The sequence below is a fragment of the Parafrankia sp. FMc2 genome (assembly GCF_041008525.1).
Lineage (GTDB): Bacteria > Actinomycetota > Actinomycetes > Frankiales > Frankiaceae > Parafrankia.
The window spans coordinates 88,546-106,602 of the sequence record NZ_JBFLUG010000003.1 but is presented as its reverse complement, the minus strand read 5'-3'; the positions used below and the strand labels follow the sequence as shown (position 1 = coordinate 106,602).

Annotated in this window: 19 protein-coding genes; 9 read left to right on the top strand and 10 right to left on the bottom strand. The window is 73.6% G+C overall.

Annotated features, from left to right (window positions below; all coding sequences use genetic code 11):
• Positions 1–57: 57 nt before the first annotated feature.
• A complete protein-coding gene (locus AB1460_RS02375) occupies positions 58–1,452 on the bottom strand; it encodes an NAD(P)/FAD-dependent oxidoreductase (RefSeq protein ID WP_368958877.1) in 1,395 nt (464 codons plus the stop codon).
• A gap of 259 nt (positions 1,453–1,711) precedes the next feature.
• On the opposite strand from AB1460_RS02375, the gene AB1460_RS02370 reads away from it, so the two are divergent.
• The 3 genes from AB1460_RS02370 (at position 1,712) to AB1460_RS02360 (ending at position 5,062) form a co-directional block, all read left to right on the top strand.
• Positions 1,712–3,226: a gamma-aminobutyraldehyde dehydrogenase gene (locus AB1460_RS02370; RefSeq protein ID WP_368958876.1), complete on the top strand. Its 1,515-nt coding sequence runs from the start codon at positions 1,712–1,714 to the stop codon at positions 3,224–3,226.
• 24 nt (positions 3,227–3,250) lie between these two features.
• A complete protein-coding gene (locus AB1460_RS02365) occupies positions 3,251–4,273 on the top strand; it encodes an alpha/beta fold hydrolase (RefSeq protein WP_368958875.1) in 1,023 nt (340 codons plus the stop codon).
• 591 nt (positions 4,274–4,864) lie between these two features.
• On the top strand, positions 4,865–5,062 hold the full coding sequence (locus AB1460_RS02360) for a hypothetical protein (protein ID WP_084691931.1): 198 nt from the start codon (positions 4,865–4,867) through the stop codon (positions 5,060–5,062).
• Positions 5,063–5,521: 459 nt separating this feature from the next.
• Here the strand turns inward: AB1460_RS02360 and AB1460_RS02355 are convergent, their stop codons facing one another.
• The 6 genes from AB1460_RS02355 to AB1460_RS02330 form a co-directional block, all read right to left on the bottom strand.
• Positions 5,522–6,310 (bottom strand): glycerophosphodiester phosphodiesterase, encoded by a 789-nt coding sequence (locus AB1460_RS02355; RefSeq protein WP_368958874.1) that lies wholly within the window; start codon positions 6,308–6,310, stop codon positions 5,522–5,524.
• A 46-nt stretch (positions 6,311–6,356) separates the two neighbouring features.
• The gene (gene hisN, locus AB1460_RS02350) at positions 6,357–7,199 is read right to left on the bottom strand and encodes a histidinol-phosphatase (protein ID WP_018634494.1); all 843 of its coding nucleotides are present in this window, start codon (positions 7,197–7,199) and stop codon (positions 6,357–6,359) included.
• A gap of 9 nt (positions 7,200–7,208) precedes the next feature.
• Complete coding sequence (locus AB1460_RS02345) at positions 7,209–8,012, bottom strand: TetR/AcrR family transcriptional regulator (RefSeq protein WP_368958873.1); 804 nt, start codon at positions 8,010–8,012, stop codon at positions 7,209–7,211.
• A gap of 131 nt (positions 8,013–8,143) precedes the next feature.
• Positions 8,144–9,124, bottom strand: a complete 981-nt coding sequence (gene rsgA, locus AB1460_RS02340; RefSeq protein WP_368958872.1) for a ribosome small subunit-dependent GTPase A — start codon at positions 9,122–9,124, stop codon at positions 8,144–8,146.
• A 4-nt stretch (positions 9,125–9,128) separates the two neighbouring features.
• Positions 9,129–10,514, bottom strand: coding sequence for a 3-phosphoshikimate 1-carboxyvinyltransferase (gene aroA / locus AB1460_RS02335; protein ID WP_368958871.1), 1,386 nt, complete (start codon positions 10,512–10,514; stop codon positions 9,129–9,131).
• Between the two features lie 24 nt (positions 10,515–10,538).
• On the bottom strand, positions 10,539–11,339 hold the full coding sequence (locus AB1460_RS02330; protein WP_368958870.1) for a methyltransferase domain-containing protein: 801 nt from the start codon (positions 11,337–11,339) through the stop codon (positions 10,539–10,541).
• A gap of 173 nt (positions 11,340–11,512) precedes the next feature.
• Here AB1460_RS02330 and AB1460_RS02325 point away from each other — a divergent pair, with 173 nt between their 5' ends.
• The 4 genes from AB1460_RS02325 to AB1460_RS02310 all read left to right on the top strand — a co-directional run bounded on the left by AB1460_RS02325 (position 11,513) and on the right by AB1460_RS02310 (position 14,664).
• Positions 11,513–12,154, top strand: coding sequence for an alpha/beta family hydrolase (locus AB1460_RS02325; RefSeq protein WP_420497170.1), 642 nt, complete (start codon positions 11,513–11,515; stop codon positions 12,152–12,154).
• A gap of 263 nt (positions 12,155–12,417) precedes the next feature.
• Positions 12,418–13,242, top strand: coding sequence for a sigma-70 family RNA polymerase sigma factor (locus tag AB1460_RS02320; RefSeq protein ID WP_368958868.1), 825 nt, complete (start codon positions 12,418–12,420; stop codon positions 13,240–13,242).
• The gene (gene rsrA / locus AB1460_RS02315; RefSeq protein ID WP_368958867.1) at positions 13,239–13,523 is read left to right on the top strand and encodes a mycothiol system anti-sigma-R factor; all 285 of its coding nucleotides are present in this window, start codon (positions 13,239–13,241) and stop codon (positions 13,521–13,523) included. Before AB1460_RS02320 ends, rsrA begins: the two co-directional genes overlap by 4 nt.
• Before the next feature lie 163 nt (positions 13,524–13,686).
• Positions 13,687–14,664 carry an NAD-dependent epimerase/dehydratase family protein gene (locus AB1460_RS02310; protein WP_368958866.1) on the top strand — a complete coding sequence of 326 codons (978 nt, stop codon included), beginning with the start codon at positions 13,687–13,689 and terminating at the stop codon, positions 14,662–14,664.
• Between the two features lie 81 nt (positions 14,665–14,745).
• On the opposite strand, the gene AB1460_RS38330 is transcribed toward AB1460_RS02310, so the two are convergent.
• On the bottom strand, positions 14,746–14,820 hold the full coding sequence (locus AB1460_RS38330) for a 50S ribosomal protein bL37 (RefSeq protein ID WP_369809780.1): 75 nt from the start codon (positions 14,818–14,820) through the stop codon (positions 14,746–14,748).
• A gap of 105 nt (positions 14,821–14,925) precedes the next feature.
• Positions 14,926–15,978: a DUF5317 family protein gene (locus AB1460_RS02305; RefSeq protein ID WP_368958865.1), complete on the bottom strand. Its 1,053-nt coding sequence runs from the start codon at positions 15,976–15,978 to the stop codon at positions 14,926–14,928.
• Between the two features lie 379 nt (positions 15,979–16,357).
• On the opposite strand from AB1460_RS02305, the gene AB1460_RS02300 reads away from it, so the two are divergent.
• Together AB1460_RS02300 and AB1460_RS02295 are read left to right on the top strand one after the other, a co-directional pair.
• The gene (locus AB1460_RS02300) at positions 16,358–16,576 is read left to right on the top strand and encodes a biotin/lipoyl-binding carrier protein (RefSeq protein ID WP_071089335.1); all 219 of its coding nucleotides are present in this window, start codon (positions 16,358–16,360) and stop codon (positions 16,574–16,576) included.
• A gap of 41 nt (positions 16,577–16,617) precedes the next feature.
• Positions 16,618–16,806: a hypothetical protein gene (locus AB1460_RS02295; protein WP_368958864.1), complete on the top strand. Its 189-nt coding sequence runs from the start codon at positions 16,618–16,620 to the stop codon at positions 16,804–16,806.
• A gap of 72 nt (positions 16,807–16,878) precedes the next feature.
• Here AB1460_RS02295 and bioB read toward each other — a convergent pair whose 3' ends face one another.
• A complete protein-coding gene (gene bioB, locus AB1460_RS02290; protein WP_368958862.1) occupies positions 16,879–17,925 on the bottom strand; it encodes a biotin synthase BioB in 1,047 nt (348 codons plus the stop codon).
• Positions 17,926–18,057: the final 132 nt, after the last annotated feature.

The following is an 18,057-nucleotide window of genomic DNA, read 5'->3' as shown; positions in this document are numbered from 1 at the left end:
ACGGCCGGCAGACCAGCCGGTGGCCGTGGCCGGTGGCCGGTGGCCGGTGGAACGCTGTCAGCGGCCGCTGGTGAGAGCTGTGACGACGGTGCCGAGCCGGGACGGGTGGCCGGTGCGGTTCTCGCGGGCGTCGGCCGCCGCGGCCAGCAGCGCACCGCCGTTGACGCCGAGCCACCGCAGCGGCTCGGGTTCCCAGCGCCGCCGGTCGCGCCCGACCCAGGGCAGGCCGGTGCGTTCCGAGCTGCGCCCGGTGATCAGCTCGGCCAGCGTCCGGCCGGCGAGCGCGCTCGCCGTCACCCCGTCGCCCACGTAGCCGCCGGCGTGGGCCAGGCCGGTCCCGCGGTCGAGGTGGACGACCGGTGTCCAGTCCCGGGGGACGGCGAGCGGCCCGCCCCAGCGGTGGGTGACCCGGGCCTGCGCGGCGGCGGGGAACAGCGTTGCGAGGGTCCGGCGGAGCTGGTCGAAGATGGCCGGCTCGACGTCGAAGGAGGGACGGACCCGCGACCCGAAGTGGTAAGGCGTGCCGTGGCCGCCGTGGCCGCCGTGGCCGCCGTGGCCGCCGAGGACGATCCGGCCGTCGGCGGTCCGCTGGGCGTAGCTGACGGTGTGCCGGGCATCGCCGACGGTCATGCGGCGTTCCCAGCCGATCTCGTCCCACACCGCCGGTGGGAGCGGCTCGGTCGCGACCAGCAGCGAGTACACCGGTACGACGTCGCGGCGGGCGCCCGGCAGCGCGGTGGTGTACGCCTCGGTGGCCCGCACGATGACGTCCGCCCGCACGACGCCGTCGTCGAGAACCACCCGCCCGGGCACGATGCGGCGGGCCCGGCTGCGTTCGAACAGGGTCACCCCGCGGCGCTCGACGGCGTCCGCGAGCCCGCGTACGAGGCGGCCGGGATGCACGGCGGCGCAGTCGGGGTCCAGAACCCCGCCCTCGGCACCGGCCACGCGGACGAGGCGGGCGACCTCGGCGGCGCCCAGCCAGCCGGGGCCGGCCTCCCGGCGCAACCGGGCGGCCTGCGCCGGGGTGGTCGCCACGGTGAGCAGCCCGGCCCGGGTGAAGTCGCAGTCGATGCCCTCCTCCCGGGTGACAGCGCCGATCTCCTTGACCGTGTCGGCGAGGGCGGGGCGCATCTGCGCGGCCAGGGCGGTGGCGGGGAACAGGGCCGAGCACCAGCCGCCGTTGCGGCCGGAGGCCCCGAAACCGACGGTCTCCTTCTCCACCACGACCACCCGCAGCGCGGGATGGGTGATGGCCAGGTAGTAGGCGGTCCACAGGCCGGTGTAGCCGGCGCCCACCACGCACACGTCGGCGGTGAGTGCGCCGCGGGCCCTCGGCCGGGGCGGGCGCGGCTGGCGGGTCGGGGTCGGGGTCGGGGTCGGGGCATCGGACCACAGGGACCACCCGGTAGGGCTGACGAGCGTGTCCGTGCGTGTCTCGCTGTCGCTCACGGTGCCGTCGTCTCCCACTGCCCCGGAGCGGCCACCATGCTCTGATCGGCGCGCCCGGGACGACGCGGGCCGAGACACCGCCCAGGGTCGCACCATTCGTCCGCGGGCCTCGCCCCGGGGCCGTCTGCAAGGCCGCGACCGGGCAGAAGCCGGGCGGACGCGCTGCCGGTGCGCGACGGACCGTGGAAGCATCGACTGCGGTGGGTAGAAGCCTCAGGACCCGAGGTGCACACGGGTCCGTGGTGGAGGGAGAAGGCCCATGGTGCGGACGTTGTACAACCTCGTCGGCGGGAAGTCGGTGCCGGCCGTGGACGGTCGGGTCGCGCCGGTGCTGGACCCCTCCACCGGCGAGCTCCTCGCCCACGCGCCCGCCTCGGGGGCCGCGGACGTCGACGCGGCGGTCCGGGTGGCCGGCGAGGCCTTCGAGGAGTGGCGCCGCACGACGCCCGCCGAGCGCTCCCGTGCGCTGCTGCGCCTGGCCGACGCGATCGAGAGCCGGGCGGCCGAGATCGCCGCGGTGGAGTGCGCGAACACCGGCAAGCCACGCCAGCTCACCCTGGACGAGGAGATCGCGCCGTCGGTCGACCAGGTCCGGTTCTTCGCCGGTGCGGCCAGGCTGCTGGAGGGGCGCTCGGCGGGGGAGTACCTCGCGGGCCACACCAGCTATGTCCGGCGGGAGCCGGTCGGCGTCTGCGCCCAGGTCACCCCGTGGAACTACCCGTTGATGATGGCGGTCTGGAAGATCGCGCCCGCGATCGCCGCCGGGAACACCGTCGTGCTCAAGCCGGCCGAGACGACGCCGCTCAGCTCCCTGCTGCTCGCGGAGATCGCTGGTGAGTTCCTGCCGCCGGGTGTGCTCAACGTGGTCTGTGGGGGCCGGGACACCGGCCGCGACATGGTCGCCCACCCCGGCCCGGCGATGGTCTCCGTCACCGGCAGCGTCCGGGCCGGCATGGAGGTCGCCCGGGCGGCCGCGGACACGCTCAAGCGGGTGCAGCTCGAACTGGGCGGCAAGGCCCCCGTCATCGTCTTCGACGACGTCGACCCCACCGCCGTCGCGACCGCGATCGCGGGCGCGGCCTACTTCAACGCCGGTCAGGACTGCACCGCGGCCACCCGGGTGCTCGCCGGTCCGGGCATCGCCGACGAGCTGGCGGCCGCGCTCGCCGCAGCCGCGCGCGGCACCGTCACCGGCCCGCCCTCCCGACCGGGTGCCGGCGCAGGCGCGGGCGCGGGCGCTGACGCCGGTGCGGCCACGGGCGTCACTGCCGACGCGGATTTCGGGCCGTTGAACAGCGCCGCCCAGCTGGAGCGGGTCAGCGGCTTCGTCGAGCGCCGGCCGGAGCACACCAGCCTGCTCGCCGGCGGGGCGCCGCTGGGCGGGCCTGGCTACTTCTACCCGGCCACGGTGATCACTGGGTTGCGACAGCAGGACGAGCTGGTGCAGCGGGAGGTGTTCGGCCCGGTTGTCACGGTCCAGGCGTTCACGTCCGAGGACGAGGCCGTCGCCTGGGCGAACGGCGTCGAGTACGGGCTCGCGTCCAGCGTCTGGACGAGCGACCACTCCCGCGCGATGCGGGTGGCCAACCGGCTCGACTTCGGGTGCGTGTGGGTGAACACGCATATTCCGATCGTGGCCGAGATGCCGCACGGGGGTTTCAAAAAGAGCGGTTACGGAAAAGACCTGTCAGTCTACGGCCTGGAGGAGTACACCCGCATCAAGCATGTGATGCACAACGTCGAATTCCAGGGCCGGGCGGCGGTGGCGGGGTGACGGACAGTGGCCGGGAGTCGGGAAGTGGACCAGGTGGTCGCACGGAAGCCCAGGGCGGTGGGGAGCGGCCTGGCGCCGCGCTTCGTGACCGTGCACGGATATCGCCGTGCCTATCTGCGGGCCGGCCGCGGCCCGGCGCTGCTGCTGATCCACGGCATCGGCGACAACTCGGGAACCTGGCGTGAGCTGATCCCCGCGCTGGCGCGCAACCACACGGTCGTCGCGCCCGACCTGCTCGGGCACGGCGCCTCGGACAAGCCGCGGGGCGACTACTCCGTCGCCGGCTATGCCTGCGGGATGCGGGATCTGCTCACCATCCTCGGTATTGAGCGGGTGACCGTCGTGGGCCATTCGCTCGGCGGGGGCGTGGCGATGCAGTTCGCCTATCAGTTTCCCGCCCGGTGCGAACGGCTCGTGCTGGTCTCCACCGGCGGCGTCGGGCCGGACCTGCACCCGTTGCTGCGGGCCGCGACCGCGCCCGGTGCCGGGCAGGCGCTTTCGCTGCTTGCGAGTCCGCCGGCCCGCCGGGTCGGGTCGGTTGTCGTCAACGCGCTGCGGCTGGCGCACACCGATGTCGGCCGGGACGCCGATGACCTGATGCGTGTCTTCGCGTCCCTCGAGGTCCCGACGGCACGCCGGGCGTTCCTGCGCACGCTGCGCGCCGCCGTGGACGGGCAGGGTCAGGCCATCACCATGCTGGACCGGTGCTATCTCGCGGCGGGAATGCCCTCCCTGATCGTGTGGGGGGAACACGACGGCGTCATCCCGGTGGAACACGCCCGGATCGCGCACCAGGCCATGCCGGGAAGCCGGCTGGAGATCTTCCCGGACTCCGGTCATTTTCCGCACCATGCCGACCCGGCGCGGTTCCGGGCGGTGCTGGAGGACTTCCTCTCGACGACGAGTCCCGCCAGCCATTCGGACCGGCAGTGGCGGACGCTGCTGCGCTCGCACGGTGGCGAGGGGGACGAGCCGCAGCCGGCCGCCGGGGCCGGCCGCCAGTACAGGCCGGGTGGCACCGGAGGCCCAGGCCTGTCCGGCAGATAGGGCCGGTCCGTCGGGCAGCCGGGGCCGGTCCGAGGGGGAGGGCGGGCGGTGGCGGAACCGACGGCCCGGCAGGTGACCTCCGGCCGACACTGCGGCGGCGGCTCCGGCGGTACTGTGCGGCATAGGTACCCGCGGCCTGAGGTGGCTGCGGGCCCGGGTCGGCCGTGGGAAGAGGAGCCTGCGGGATGAGGGCTGGGGCGTGAGGGCTGCGGGATGAGGCGCCGTTGATGGCGCCTGACTCGGTCGGAGTTGTCCTCATCCGTCTGGGACCGCCCGTGGACATTACCGGACAAGAACTGACCGGACAAGTACCGACCGGACAAGTTAAGTGGACATGTCCATCAGACATCCCACCGCGTGACCCGCCTCGCCCGCAACACTTGTCTCACTCCCGTGTTGTCGGCAGGGCCAGGTGGCTTGCGTGTCCGGTGACAGCGATGATGGTGCCAGGGCGGCCGGGTGTCGCCGGTGCCCGGTTGCGCATTACTCCGGTGCGGCCGCTATCGCGAAGTTCATGGAGCGGGAAGGTGCGTATCTGGCTTATCCTTGGTTCGTAACGCGAATGTCCGTCAAAACTTCGGAGGTCGACCGTTGGCACGCCGTGCGCGACTGAGCTGGCCGCAGGAACATCATCAGGCGAGTGAGGTGGTCGTCCGTCGGGTGGATCCCGGCCGGGGCTGGACCCTCGAACAAGCTCGTGACCTCGTGGAGCAGGGCTACTCCGTCGAGAACGTCGCGGAACGGACAGGCTTTCCCGCGCAGATGCTCAAAGTGGCGGGAGAGGACTGACCGGTCGTTCATCCGGCAGTCGTGATGTCCTCGTGATGTCACGGACTCTTGCCGGTCGGCCGGGTTCCGCGCGCCCGGGCCGACATGGTCGTGGTTGTAGTGCGGGGCGTGTGGTACTGGTTGCCGACGGTGTCAACAATACGTCCCTGCGTGTCGGTCCCTCGGTGTCTCATCGTGTACGGCGTCAAGGCGTGCGGTTCGAACCCACGCCCATCCGAGTACTTCGCCGAATTGGGCTGGCCAGGTCAATCGTTCGGGTAGTGGAACAGTCACATTCAGACTGCGTCACCGCAATCGGGTGACTCTTTGCTCGTCGGCGCGTGGCCACGGTCTATTACGGGTGTGCGCTTCCGGGCGACCGGGATTCCCCGTGGCTCCCCGGTGCCGTGGTGCGCAGGCGCCCGTGCGGGGGTAGGCCGTCGCGCTGACCGAGCCGTCACTGACACAGCCGCCGCTGACTCAGCCGTCGCGGGCGGAACCCGGAGACGACGGTGCCTTCCGGGCGGGCGGCTCCTGCGGCATGGGCGGTGCCGCGGTGACATCGACCAGGCGCTGCAGACGGTCCGAGTACAGACCGTCCAGGCCGTACCCGCGCAGCCGACGCAGCGTCGCCGTCGACTGCGCGTCCCAGCCGAAGGCGGCCACACCGGCGGCGTGCAGGTCGGCCACGATCCCGGCGCGAGCCGGCGCCCACTCCCGGGCACGCAGGTTCAGGGCGTCGACGCCCGCCGCCCGCAGGACGGCCGCGTACGCCGCGCCGCCACCGTGCCTGGCCACCTCTGCGGCGGAGGTGGAGTTGACGAGCCTGACGTCACTGTCGATCCGCCGCCACGCCCGCAGCTCGGACAGCGGTCCACAGAGCCACAGCCGGGTGACGGCCGCGGTGCCACCGGCGGCCCGCGCGGCGGCGAGGGCCGCGTTCACCGCATCCGTGGTGGACATCCCCGCCGGGTGGCCCTTCAGATCGAGGCTGAGGTCGTAGCCCCAGCCCACGTCCTGGTACAGCTCGGCCAGGCTCGGTATCCACCCGGGCAGCGCCTCGCGGCGCAGGCTGGTCACCCGCCGCCGCCGCGGCCCGGGCGGGCCCAGGGCAGCGTCGTGCCGCAGCACCGGGATGCCGTCGGCGGTCAGCCAGACGTCCGACTCCAGGCCGTTCGCGCCCGCGGCCAGCGCCCGCCGGAAGGCGGGCAGGGTGTTCTCCCGCTGGAGCCGGCCGGGGGAGCCGCGGTGCGCGAAACCGATCACCATCGCCGGATGGCCCCTCGCGCCACCACGTGCCCCGCCGCCCGGCCGGTCACCTGGTGAAGTGCCGCAGCGCGAGGTCGTGCAGGTGACCGTTCGTGGTGAGGATGGTGCCCCCCGCCGGCCCGCGCTGACCGCGCAGATCGGTGAACCGGCCGCCGGCCTCCTCGACGATGATCTGCAGAGCGGCGAGGTCCCACAGCGAGACCTCCGGCTCGCAGGCGAGGTCGACGGCGCCCTCGGCGACCATCATGTGCGACCAGAAGTCGCCATAGGCGCGGCTGCGCCAGACCTGCTCCGCCAGGCTCAGGAACTCGGGCAGGCGGTCCGCTGTGCGCCACCCCTCGATGGAGGCGAAGGAGAGGAACGCGTCCGAGAGCCGGGCAACGGAGGAGACCCGCAGCGCCCGGGTGTCCCCGGTGGCGTCGCGGGTGAAGGCGCCCGTGCCACGGGCGGCCCACCAGCGGCGGCTCATCGCCGGGGCGCTCGCGACTCCGACGACGATCTCGCCGTCGACCTCGAGGCCGAGCAGCGTGCCCCACACCGGCACGCCGCGCACGAAGTTCTTGGTGCCGTCGACCGGGTCGAGGATCCAGCGCCGCCGGGTGTTCTCACCGACGAGGCCCTCCTCCTCGCCGAGCACCCCGTCCCCGGGGCGCGCGGCGGCCAGCCGTTCTCTGATCATGGACTCGACGGCGGTGTCCGCGTCCGAGACCGGGGTGTTGTCGGGCTTCGACTCGACGTGGAGGTCCACCGCCTGGAAGCGGGAGAGGGTGATCCGGTCGGCGGCGTCGGCGAGGCTCAGAGCGAGGGCGAGGTCATCGGCGATCCAGCCGGCGGGGTCGACCGCCCCGACCGGGTTGGTGCTGACGGGGCTCGGGTTTGACGGAGTCACGAGGGAAGACTACGAGTTTCGACGTCCGGGGATCGGCCGCGGTGCTCCGGCCTCATCAGGCCCCGCCGGCCCGGCCGGCGGCGGCACCGGCTCATCGGAGGGTCGCATTGTGCCAGGGGCGCCTGTTCCAGCGGTTCCGGCGCGCGCCGGCGGGGCGTACCCGTCGGCGGGCGCCCGTCCGTAGAGCGCCTGGGTCCAGACAAGCGTGAGCGTTCTCACCACGTCGACGGGGTCGGCCCGGGGGTGGCGGCCGAGAGTTTCGCGCAGGTAGGCATCCGTCATCGCCATCAGCGCCCGCGCGCTCTGCGGCTCCTGCTCGGCGGTGACCCGCCCACGGGTGTGTTCCCGGCTGATCCGCTCCGTCACGGCGTCCGCGAACCCGTCGACGGCCATCTGCCGGTAGCGGGCCGCGAGGTCGGGGTCCGCGGCGGCGGCTTCCGCGATGGCGCTCAGCACCAGGCCGTGCCGCCGGTGGACGCCGACGAGGACGCTGGTGGAGCGCAGGCAGTCCTCGACCGGGTCGCCGGTGCCGTCGAACCAGCCGGCGGACGTCGCGGCCAGCTCGCCCTCGATCTCATGGAGGAGTCGGCGCAGCAGGTCCGGGAGGTCGCGGAAGTAGGCGTAGAACGCCGAGCGGCCCAGGCCCGTCCGGGACATCAGCGCGGCGACGGTCATCGGGGCGCCCGTGTCGGATCCGATCATCTCGGTGGCGGCGCGGAGGATCTCGCGTTCGGCTTCCATCGGCTGCCGGCGCCGGCGTCTGGCGACGCGGGCGAACTCGGCCGCGCGCGGCAGCGTACCTTGATCAATCACAGCCCGAGACTAGGTGCCGCCATAGCATGATCACTCTGTCCGGGGCAGGGTTTGTTGATCACATGACCGACGCTAGCCCTGCTGGGCCGCGTGCTGTGCTGGGACGCCCGGGGTTGTGTGGCCGCAGAGGCTTAGCCGGGCGTCACCCGGGCGGTGAGCAGCCGCCGCAGGCTCTCCACCCGCGTGGGGTCGGCCCGGCCCTGGCGGACGGCCTCGTCGAGACCGCAGTCCGGCGAGGTCAGGTGATCACAGCCGGGCTCACAGTCGGCCGTCGCCGCCGCGAGATCGTCGAAGGCGAGCAGTACCCGGTTGAGCTGGACGGCTCCCAGCCCGAACGACCGGATGCCCGGGGTGTCGACGACCGTCCCCCCGTCGGGGAGCTGCAGCGCGACGGCGGCGGACGAGGTGTGCCGGCCACGTCCGGTCACCGCGTTCACCACGCCGATCGCCCGGTCCGCGTCCGGGACCAGGCGGTTCACCAGCGTCGACTTGCCGACTCCGCTGTGGCCGAAGAACACGCTGGTCGCGTCCTGCAGCAGGGCGAGCAGCGGGCTGAGATCGCCCGCTGGCCGGGTGGTGACGACGGGTAGCCCGAGCGGCTGGTACGACTCCCGGACCGGCCCGGGGTCGGCCAGATCCGCCTTGGTCAGGCACAGCACCGGGGTGAGGCCGCCGTCGTACGCGGCGACCAGGCAGCGGTCGATCAGCCCGGTGCGCGGCGGGGGATCGGTCAGGGCACAGACGATCACCAGGAGATCGGCGTTGGCGACGATCGGCCGCTCGACCGGGTCGGTGTCGTCGGCGGTGCGCCGCAGCAGGCTGCTCCGTTCGTCGCGGCGCACGATGCGCGCCAGCGAACCCGGCTGACCCGACAGGTCGCCGACCAGCTCGACCCGGTCGCCGACGACGACGGATGTCCGGCGCATCGACCCGCCGCGCACCGCGGCGACGAAGGGAGCGCCCGTCGCTGGCCGGCAGGTGTAGCGGCCCCGGTCCACGGCGACCACGACGGCTCCCGCCGCGTCCGCGTGGTCGGGGCGTAGCCGGGTCCGCGGCCGGGATCCCCGGCCCGGCCGGGTCCGGACGTCGTCCTCGTCCAACTCGCGTGCCACGGTGTCAGCCGGCCAGCATCGTCGTCCACATCCGGGCGAAATCGGGGACGGTCTTTCCGGTCGTGGCGATGTCGTCGACGGTGACGCCCGGCACCACCAGGCCGACGACGGCGAAGGTCATCGCCAGCCGGTGGTCGGCGTGCGGGTCGAGGCGGGCGCCGTGCAGCGGCGCCGGGTCGATCCGCAGACCGTCCTCGGTGACGGCGACCCGGGCGCCGAGCCTGCCGAGCTCGCTGGCCAGCGCGGCCAGTCGATCCGTCTCCTGCAGGCGCAGGTGGGCGATGCCGCGCAGTCGCGACGGCGACTCCGCCAGCACGGCGAGCCCGGTCAGAACCGGCGCGGCCTCCCCGAAGTCGGACAGGTCGACGTCGATGCCGTTGAGGCGCCCGCCGCCGGTGACCCGCAGGCCCTCGGGGCCCAGTTCCGCCTGGCAGCCCATCGCCACCAACAGGTCGGGCAACATCCGGCCGGGCTGCTCGGTCCGCTCCGGCCAGCCCGGAATCGTCACCTGGCCGCCGGTGGCGGCCGCCGCGGCGAGGAAGGCGGCCGCGCTGTTGAGATCCGGCTCGATCACCCGGTCGCGTGCCTGCGGCCCGCCCGGCTCGACCCGCCAGCGCCGGGTCGACGGCGCCGCGCCGGGGTCGGCCTCGGCACCGCGGCCACCCGCGGCGGTCGGATCATCGACGTGCACCACCACACCGGCAGCGCGCAGGTCGGCGACCGTCATGTCCAGGTACGGCCCGGACGGCAGCCGGTGGCCCGCGTGCGTCACGGTCGCCCCGCGCTCGAAGCGGGCCGCGCCCAGCAGCAGCCCGGACACCAGCTGGCTGGACGTCGACGCGTCCACGGTCACCGTTCCACCGGGGATGCCGCCGCCGCCCCGCACGGTGAAGGGCATCAGGTCGCCGTCGATGCGCGCCCCGAGGCCGCGCAGCGCCGCGAGCAGCGGGGTGAGCGGGCGTTCCCGCATCCGCGGATCGCCGTCGAAGTGGACGTCGCCGCGGGCCAGCGTGGCCAGTGCCGGCGTGAAGCGTGCGACGGTCCCCGCGTTCCCGCAGTCGACCGTGGCCGCGCCGCCGCTGATCACGCCGAGAGGCCCGGTGACGACCAGATCCGCCTCGGCGGGGCCGGCGGAGGCGCCCGGCGCCCCGGGCGCGTCGGTGACCTCCGCGCCGAGCGCCCGCAGCGCGCCCGCCATGAGCAGGGTGTCCCGCGAGCGCAGCGGCGCCCGCAGCCGGGACGTGCCATCGGCCACCGCGGCCAGGACGAGCGCCCGGTTCGTACCCGACTTCGAGCCCGGGACGGCGACAGTGGCCCGGATCGGCCCGGTCGCCACCGGTGCCGGCCACGGGTCGATCTGCTCACGCTGCGCGTGGGTGGTGGTGGTCACCCTGCCAGCATGCCGGATCGGGCGTCAGTCGGGCCGGCGGGCCGACGCGATCAGATGGATGCCGATCGACTCGCCCTCGCGCTCGGCGGCGAGCTCCACCTCGGTGCGGACGAGGGTGGGGAAGCAGGAGACGTCCTCGGCCACGGCCCGCCGGACGGCCTCCGCGGAGAGCACCGTGCGCGGACGGATCCAGTCGACCTCCAGGCCTGCGCTGGTCAGCAGGGCACGCAGCTCCTCGGGCCAGAAACAGCGGGTGATGGTCCCGTCCTCGGCCGGGACGAGCACGACGTCCGCGCGCGGGACGTCTGACAGCTCTGCCCACCGGTGCTGCTCGGCGAGCCGCGCCAGGCCGAGCAGCAGCGAGTCGACGCACAGCAGCAGGCGGCCGCCGGGCCGCAGCATGCGGTGGATCTCCTCCAGCGTGGTCTCGGTGGCCAGGCAGAACGACAGCGCGCGGGCCTCGGCGAGGACCGCGTCGAAGGCGCCGGGGCGGAACCAGTCGAGCGAGCGGGCGTCGCCGACGACCCGCCGCAGCCGGCCCGGACCGGGCGCCGGTCCGCTCTCGCCGGGCGCGTCGACGCTGCTCAGGCTGCCGACCACCCGCACCACCTCGTGGCCGGCGGCGACCATCTGGCGTGCGAATCTGGCCCGTGGGCCCGAGACATCGAGGACACGGACCGGCTCGGTGGGCAGCCACTCCCGCAGCTGCGCCGAGGCGACCTCCTCGTAGAAGGCCCAGTAGGGGTCGTCACTGTCGGCCGGGGCCTCACAGACCAGCGTGTTCGCCCGGGACGAGTGAGCGTCGGCTTCGGCGCCAGACAGCATTGACCGTTCCTACCCTTCGAGGGGTAATGATGCGAGGCAAGTCACACACGCACGGTGAAATTCTGACAGATGTTCAGCCCGACCACGCAGTGTCCCTCCGGAGTGGCTCGGGCAACGGAGAACACGGCGTGGCACTACCCGCCGTCTCCGTGGATGTCGAGTCCCCCGTAGATGTGGACGGAGGACGCCTGCGCACGGTTCCCGCGCTGGCCGCCGGCCCGACCCGGCCCGGCGCGACGGTGGTGCTGCTGCACGGAGCGGGCAGTGGCACCGACACTCCGGTGCTGACGGCGCTCGCGGGCCGCCTCACGGCCGCCGGTGTGCGCGTCGCCGCGCTGGAGATGCCCTACCGGGTGGCCGGCCGGCGTGCCCCGGACCGCCCGGCCCGGCTGGACGCCGTGCTCACCGCCGCGATCGAGGTGCTGGGCCGGCCCGCGGTGCTGGGGCTGGCCGGCGCCTCGATGGGATCGCGGGTGGCCGTTCGGTGCGCCCGCGCCGTCGGGGCCCGCGCCGTGCTGGCGCTGGGTTTTCCCCTGCTGCCACCGGGTGGGCGGCCCTCGCGTGCCCCCGAGCTGGCCGGCGCGGGTGTTCCGGTGCTGGTGGTCCAGGGAGAGCGGGACGCGTTCGGCACCCCCGAGCCCGCCCCGGCGCCGGCCGACCCGGCCCACGCTGTGTCGCTGCACGTCGTGGCGGGCGCCGACCACTCGTTCCGCGTACGGCTCCGGGACGCCCGGACCGTGGACGACGTGACGGTCGAAGCCGCGGACGTCGGTGCCACCTGGCTGCTCGGCCACCTGCTCGCCGCCGGAGCCTGAGCCCGGCCGGGTGGCAGAACCAGGCCCGATGACAGGACCAGGCCCGGTGACGGGGCCTGCCCGTGGGCAGGTGCCTGGGAGGCGGGCAGGCCACACCCCCGATATGCGCTCACGTTTACCTCTGATACCCAGCTTCGCGGCGGGGAACCGGGAATTGCGGCTGACGTTCGCGGGTTTGCCGAGGAGGAAGCGCTTGATGCCTGGTCCGGCCGGGCCGCACCGAGGTGGTGTGGCCCTGGGCGGGCCCGCGGCACGGAGGTTCGATGAGGTACCACCACGGCATTCCGGCGTCGCCGCCGGCAGAACACCGCGCGGCCAGACCCTCGCACGCCGGCCCCCCCGGCGGACCGGGACGCGCGCGGCCCACGGCGGGGGTATCGTCCGGCGCGGAGAGAAGGTTCGCCCGGGCGGTCACCGGCGGGGCGGCGTCCGGCCCACGGGCCGGCGCACGGCATGGTGAGGAAGTGATCCTGGTCGACGGGACCAACGACGAGACCGTGGAGGAGCGGGGCGCGCGTTTCGAACGCGACGCGCTGCCGTTCCTCGATCAGCTGTACGCGGCCGCGTTGCGCATGACACGCAATCCCGCCGACGCGGAGGATCTCGTTCAGGAGACCTTCGTGAAGGCGTTTGCGGCGTTCCACCAGTTCCAGGAGGGCACGAACCTCAAGGCCTGGCTTTACCGCATCCTGACGAACACCTTCATCAACACCTACCGGAAGCGGCAGCGGCAGCCGTTGCAGAGCCCGACCGAGCAGGTCGAGGACTGGCAGCTGGCCGAGGCCGAGTCGCACACCTCCACGGGGCTGAAGAGCGCCGAGGCGGAGGCGCTGGAGCACCTGCCCGACAGCGACATCACGCAGGCGCTCCAGGCACTTCCCGAGGACTTCCGGATGGCGGTCTACCTCGCCGATGTCGAGGGGTTCTCCTACAAGGAGATCGCCGAGATCATGGGCACGCCGATCGGAACGGTCATGTCCCGGCTGCACCGTGGTCGGCGGGGTCTGCGCAAGTCGCTCGAGCACTACGCACTGGAGCGGGGCCTTGTGCCGGCCGGGACCGGCGAGAACGAGGGCGGTGGGTCGTGAGCTGCGGAGCTTCCCACAACATCGACTGCCGGAAGGTACTCGATGCGGTCTTTCTCTATCTGGACGGCGAGTGCAACGGCTCCGACCACAACCTGATCCGCGCGCATCTGGACGAGTGCTCGCCGTGCCTGCGTGAGTTCGGCGTGGAGCACGAGGTGAAGATGCTCGTCGCCCGCACCTGCGGCGGCGAGCGCGCGCCGGACTCGCTGCGGCTCAGCGTCATGGCCCGGCTGCGGGCGGCCCGCTCGGGCGCCGACGCGGTCGAGTTCCGCCCGGAGTAACCGCCGGGCAGCGGGCCGGAGTCACCGGGCCGAGTCACCGGGCCGGGTCCCGGCCCCGGGGACGCACCCGTGGCCGCCGGGTCGCCGAGGCCGTCCAGGGGCTCCGGATGGGCTGCGCACCGCGGGCGCAGGCCACCCGAAGGTGGCGGTTAGGCTCCGGGGCGTGCGTATCCTCGTCACCGGCGCGGCCGGTTTCATCGGTTCCACCGTCGTCGATCGGATGCTTGCTGACGGTCACCAGGTCGTCGGCCTGGACGACCTGTCGTCCGGGCGGCTGGAGAACCTGGCGCAGGCCGCGTCGGACGCTCGCTTCTCGTTCGAGCGTGGCGATATCACCGCTTCCGACCTGGCGGACTTCGTCGCCCGGGTCCGGCCGGATGTGATCGCGCATCTCGCCGCGCAGATCGACGTCCGGATCAGTGTGGCCGATCCGCTGCACGATGCGCGCCTCAACGTCCTCGGCACGATCAACGTGCTCGAGGCGGCCCGGCTGGCCGGGGTGTCGAAGGTGATACACACCTCGTCCGGTGGCTCGATCTACGGGACTCCGACGGTGCTCCCGGTCGGCGAGTCGGCCGCGCCCGCGCCGGAGTCGCCGTACGCGGCGGGCAAGGCCGCCGGGGAGCTGTACCTCAACGTCTACCGTGCGACCTACGGGCTCGGCACCACAGCGCTCGCCCTGGGCAACGTCTACGGCCCGCGGCAGGACCCGCACGGCGAGGCCGGGGTGGTGGCGATCTTCGGTACGGCGATGCTGGAGGGGCGCCCGACGAAGATCTTCGGTGACGGCAGCACCAGCCGTGACTACGTCTACGTCGGCGACGTAGCGGACGCCTTCGCCCGCTGCCTGCCGGCCGAGGCTGCCAACGGCCGGCGGCTCAACATCGGTACGTCGGTCGAGACCACGGTCCGTGACCTGCACCGACGGGTCGCGCGCCTGGTCGGCGTGCCGGACGAGCCGCAGTTCGCCCCGGCCCGCCCCGGCGAGCTGCAGCACATCTCGCTGAACGTCGACCTCGCCGGGCGCGAGGTGGGCTGGCGCCCGCAGGTCGGCCTCGACACGGGGCTCGGCAACACCGTCGACTGGATCCGCGGCCGGCTCACCGCCGCGACCGCGACGGCCGACGCCGGCGGCGCCTGACCCGGGGACGGGTGGCGCAGCGCCCGGGCGGGCCTGGCCGGGCACAGCACAGCTGCCGCCCCGGCCCGCCCGGGCCGCCTGTCAGGTGTTCGGACGCTTGCCGTGGTTGGCCTTGTGCTTGGCCCTGGCGCGCCGCTTGCGCTTCTTCTTCGCCATGGTGGCCTCCTTTCCTCCGTCGGCCACATACTGCCAGCTCGCGGCTGCGGGTCGTCAGGACGGGCTCAGTCGACGGGCTGGCGGGTGTCGCCACCGCGGAATCCCTCAGGCTCGGCGTCCCTCGGGCTCTCCCGGCGGACCGCTGACGGCGGTGCTGCTGGTTCCGGGACGGCCGCCAGTGCCAGCGTCATCCGCCCCAGCGCCGCTCTCGGGGCTTCCGTCGCCTGCGCCACCGTCGGCAGAGAGGCTGGCCGCGGGGCGGTCGCCCCCGGGACCGGCGGCTGACCGGCCGTCATCGGCCGCGGTGGCACCCACGGGAACGGCACCGCCCACGGGAACGGCGGCGCCCCGGACACCCGGCGGCGGCTCCTGGTCAGGCACCATCCCGGACGGCTCGTGGCCGACCGGTGCGAGGTGGTCTGGTCCGAGGTGGCCTGGCCCGTCGCCGACGGGATCGTCCTCGAGAACGATGGCATCGGCCGGGTCGTCGTCGTCGGCGGGGTCGTCGTCCAGTTCGTCGTCGTCCAGCTCGTCGTGCGGGTCCTCGTCGAGGCTGTTCCCGTCGTGCGGGCCGGGCGCGCGGCTGTCGCTGTCCCCGTATCCCTGCGGATCCGGGTCGAAGGGGGCCGGCGTGGTCCGGCGCGGCCGGCCGAGGTTGGCCGCCAGCCGTGCCTGCAGGGTCCGGCGTGCCCGCGCCGGGGCCACCCCGCCGAACAGCCCCAGGCCGGCGGCCATCAGGACGTCTCCCAGACTGACCACCGCCGGAACGGCGGGGGTGGGCAGCGGGAGGATGTCGCTGAGGAGGCGCAGCGACGTGCCCGAATCCGCCACCGTGTGGAAACCGGAGGACCTGATGTCCTCGACGGGCACTCCGGCGCGGTCGGCGCCCCACTCCGAGACGGGCATGTCCCCGCCGTTCGCGCTGATCACGACCGCGTTGAGGACCACGCCGGCGCACAGCAGGGGGAGGCCGGGGAGCCGGCTGTTGGTCAGGGCGAAGGCCAGCAGGCCGGCCGAGGCGAGGATCCAGGCCGGGCTGTGCAGGGGGCCGACGAGCCGGCCGAAGGCCAGCACCGCCACCACTCCGACGAACAGCAGGGGCCGGGCGATGTACACGCGGCTGAGGGCGTCCAGGGTTCCGCCCCTCGCGAGACCCACGGCCAACCCGCACAGGAGGGTCAGGAGGAGGAGTACGAGCACATCCGTAAGTGTGGACGGTGCGGGCCCGGGCGCGCCGCACGGGCCGCCTGTGTGACCCGTCCGCCGCGGGCGCGGGCTGCCCGCACCCCGCCGACGTGGGCGGTGTCGCCCGCGGCGCCGCGGGCGGCGGGTGCCCCTGCCCCCCGACCAGGCCCGTGGGTGTGGTCGGGGGGCAGGGGCGGCGGCGGGCAGGTGGCGGCAGGCAGCTGGGGAGCCGCCCGGCGGCGAGTCGCCGGACTCGGGCCCGGGGGCCGGGCGGCGGCCACTACGCTCACATTGTCAGTGCCGCAACGTGGTCGAGGCCATGCGCGTGGCCGAGGCGAAGAGGAGATCTGCGATGGCGGAGGAAGTCCGTGCCGAGATGGTCGCCAATGTCTGGAAGGTCGTCGTCGGCGTGGGTGACTCCGTCGCCGCCGGCGACGCGCTGGTCATCCTCGACTCCATGAAGATGGAGATCCCGGTGATCAGCGAGGATGGCGGCACCGTCGCCAGCATCGCCGTGAACGAGGGTGACGTCGTGCAGGACGGTGACCTGATCGCTGTCGTCGAGTCCTGACCCGGCCGCGGCGGGCGGTTCGTGCCATAGGCTGACGTCTCATGGAGGCCTCGTTCTGCGACCGCTGCGGTCAGGTCGCGAGTATCGGCAGCCATGAGGCCTGTGCGCGTGCCCGGGCGCTCGAGCCCCCGCGTTACTGCGCGTCCTGCCGGCGCCGCCTCGTCGTTCAGGTGACCCCGCTGGGGTGGACCGCGCACTGCGCGGAGCACGGCACGTCCACGGGGTCCTGAGACCCGGGCGACGCCGTCGGCGTCGCCCGGGTGGCCCGGCAGCGCTGTGGTGCGGGTGTCCGGTGCGGGTGTCTACAGGGTGGCCTGCAGCGACTTGATCGGCATGCGGAGCTCGGCGAGCATGGCCAGGTCGCCGTCGGGGTTCTTGCCGAGGGTCGTCAGGTAGTTGCCGACGATCACCGCGTTGATACCGCCCTGCATGCCCTGGACATCCAGGTCGCCGAGGGTGATCTCCCGGCCGCCGGCGTAGCGCAGGATGGTGCGCGGCAGCGCCAGCCGGAAGGCGGCGATGGTGCGCAGTGCCTCCCGCGCCTCGACCGGCGGGAGGTCGCCGAACGGCGTGCCCGGCCGCGGGTTGAGAAAGTTCAGCGGTACCTCGTCCGGCTCCAGGGCCGCGAGCTGGGCGGCCAGCTCGGCGCGCTGTTCCAGCGTCTCGCCGACGCCGATGATCGCCCCGCAGCACAGCTCCATACCCGCGGCCCGGACAAGCTCGCAGGTCTCCCAGCGCTCCTCCCAGCTGTGGGTGGTGACCACCTGGGGGAAGTAGGAGCGGGCGGTCTCGAGGTTGTGGTTGTAGCGGTGGACGCCGAGGTCGGCGAGCTCGTCCACCTGCTCCTGCGTCAGCATGCCGAGCGAGCAGGCGACGTTGATGTCGACCGCCGCCCGGATCGCCGCCACGCCCTCGCGGATCTGCGCCATCAGCCGCGCGTCGGGTCCGCGGACCGCGGCGACGATGCAGAACTCGGTGGCTCCGGTCGCCGCCGTGGCCTTCGCGGCGTCGACGAGGGACGGGATGTCCAGCCACGCGGAGCGCACGGGGGAGTCGAACCGCCCGGACTGCGAGCAGAAGTGGCAGTCCTCCGGGCAGCCGCCGGTCTTCAGGCTGATGATGCCCTCGACCTCGACCTCCGGCCCGCACCAGCGCAGCCGCACTTCGTGGGCCAGCGCGAGCAGGTCGGTCAGCGTCTCGTCGGGCAGCTGGAGCACCGCCAGGACGTCATGCTCGCCGAGCCCGCGGCCCTCCTCGAGGACCTGCTGCCGGGCCCGGGCGAGCAGGTCACCGGCGGCTGTCCCGGCGGCCGTGGGCGTTTCCACTGTCGTGGTCACAGGTGCGGTCACAGGTTGGTCCTCATCGTGAGGTCGTGCCGGCGGCGTGGTGGTGTCCACCGGTCGGGCTTGGAGTGTCCATTGTTCAGTCATCCGCGGGGCGCGCGCGCGTGTTGTGACGTGCGTCCGCCCGGTGCCGCCCGC